Below are 2,336 nucleotides of genomic sequence, written 5' to 3' on the forward strand. Positions count from 1 at the left end.
CAGGCTGGTATACAGAAGCAACCGGTGGAAGACGATTCACCCAGGAAGATAAGATCACGGAAAGCATGACCGTTTATGCGAGATGGACTGCAAATAATGAGGTAGTGCTGACGTATGACAAGGCAGCTGCAGATGCATCGGAAGTCGTGCCGAATACGACAGAAACCGTGCTGAGCGGCCAGAGCCTTACGAATGCAGGAAAAGAACTTGGAAGAACGAGCCGTCCCGGCTATACGTTTGAAGGCTGGTATACAGCAGAGAACGGAGCTGGAAGTCTGTTTGATGCAGCCTATGTAATAGAAGAAAGCATGACCGTCTATGCGAAATGGACAGAAAATGCTGAAGTAATGCTGACGTATGACAAGGCAGCTGCAGATGCATCGGAAGTCCTTCCGAATACGACGGAGACGGTGCTGAGCGGCCAGAGCCTTACGAATGCAGGAAAAGATCTTGGAAGAACGAGCCGTCCCGGCTATACGTTCGGAGGCTGGTATACAGAAGAGAATGGAGCTGGAGAACAGTTCGATGCAGCCTATGTAATAGCAGAAAACATGACTGTCTATGCGAAATGGATAGCAAATGCTGAAGTAACTCTGACGTATGACAAGGCAGCGGCAGATGCAGCAGAGGTGCTTCCGAATACGACGGAGACGGTGCTGAGCGGCCAGAGCCTTACGAATGCAGGAAAAGGACTTGGAATCACAAGCCGTCCCGGCTATACGTTCGGAGGCTGGTATACAGAAGAGAACGGAGCTGGAGAACAGTTCGATGCAGCCTATGTAATAGAAGAAAGCATGACCGTCTATGCGAAGTGGACAGAAAATGCTAAAGTAACCCTGACGTATGACAAGGCAGCGGCAGATGCAGCAGAAGTGCTTCCGAATACGACGGAGACGGTGCTGAGCGGCCAGAGTCTTGTAAATGCAGGAAAAGAACTTGGAAGTACGAGCCGCCCTGGTTATACATTTGGAGGCTGGTATACAGAAGAGAACGGAGCTGGAGAACAGTTCGATACAGCCTATGTAATAGAAGAAAGTATGACCGTCTATGCGAAGTGGACAGAGAATGCTAAAGTAACTCTGACGTATGACAAGGCAGCGGCAGATGCAGCAGAAGTGCTTCCGAATACGACAGAGACGGTGCTGAGCGGCCAGAGTCTTGCAAATGCAGGAATAGGTCTTGGAATCACAAGCCGCCCTGGTTATACATTTGGAGGCTGGTATACAGCAGAGAATGGAAAAGGGCAGCGGTTTGACACAGCCTACGTAATAGAAGAAAGTATGACCGTTTATGCGAAATGGACAGCAAATGCTAATGTAACCCTGACGTATGATAAGGCAGCAGAAGATGCAGCAGAGGTGCTTCCGAATACGACAGAGACTGTGCTGAGCGGCCAGAGCCTTGCGAATGCAGGAAAAGATCTTGGAATAACAAGCCGCCCTGGTTATACATTTGGAGGCTGGTATACAGCAGAGAATGGAAAAGGGCAGCGGTTTGACACAGCCTACGTAATAGAAGAAAGTATGACCGTTTATGCGAAATGGACAGCAAATGCTAATGTAACCTTGACATATGACAAGGCAGCAGAAGATGCAGCAGAAGTGCTTCCGAATGCGGCAGAGACGGTGCTGAGCGGCCAGAGTCTTGCAAATGCAGGAAAGTATCTTGGAATTACGAGCCGTCCCGGCTATACGTTTGGAGGCTGGTATACGGAGACAGAAGGATCAGGAAGCCAGTTTACAGAAACAACAGCTATTGCTGAAAGTATGACCGTCTACGCAAAGTGGATCCCGAATAACGAGGTAACCCTGACGTATGATAAGGATGCAGAAGATGCATCAGCAGTGCTTCCGAATACGACAGAGACGGTGCTGAGCGGCCAGAGTCTTGCAAATGCAGGAAAAGATCTTGGAATTACAAGCCGTCCCGGCTATACGTTTGGAGGCTGGTACACGGGTAAGGGAGGAACAGGAGTACAATTTACGGCAGATACGGCAATTGCCGGCAGTATGATTGTATTCGCAAAGTGGATTCCCAATGACTCAGTTATGGTGACGTATAATAAGGCGGCAGAGGATGCTTCTGATGTCATACCAAATACGACAGAGACGGTACTGAGCGGCCAGAGTCTTAAAGATGCAGGGAAGGTACTTGGAAGAACGAGCCGCCCGGGTTATACATTTGAAGGCTGGTATACAGCAGAAAACGAAGGCGGGAAAAAGTTTGATGAAGTGTTTGCAATAAACGAAAACATGACCGTCTATGCGAAGTGGGCAGCAAATGAAAAAGTAACGCTGACGTATGATAAAGCGGCAGAAGATGCAGCGGCAGTCATG

1 protein-coding gene is annotated in these 2,336 nt (G+C 49.0%); it reads left to right on the forward strand.

All coding sequences use genetic code 11. From position 1 onward, the window contains the following. On the forward strand, positions 1-2,336 hold a 2,336-nt coding region (locus NE473_RS29800), incomplete at both ends, for an InlB B-repeat-containing protein (protein WP_256265527.1).

It is taken from the genome of Hungatella sp. SL.1.14 (genome assembly GCF_024460495.1).
Classification (GTDB): Bacteria; Bacillota; Clostridia; order Lachnospirales; family Lachnospiraceae; genus Hungatella; species Hungatella hathewayi.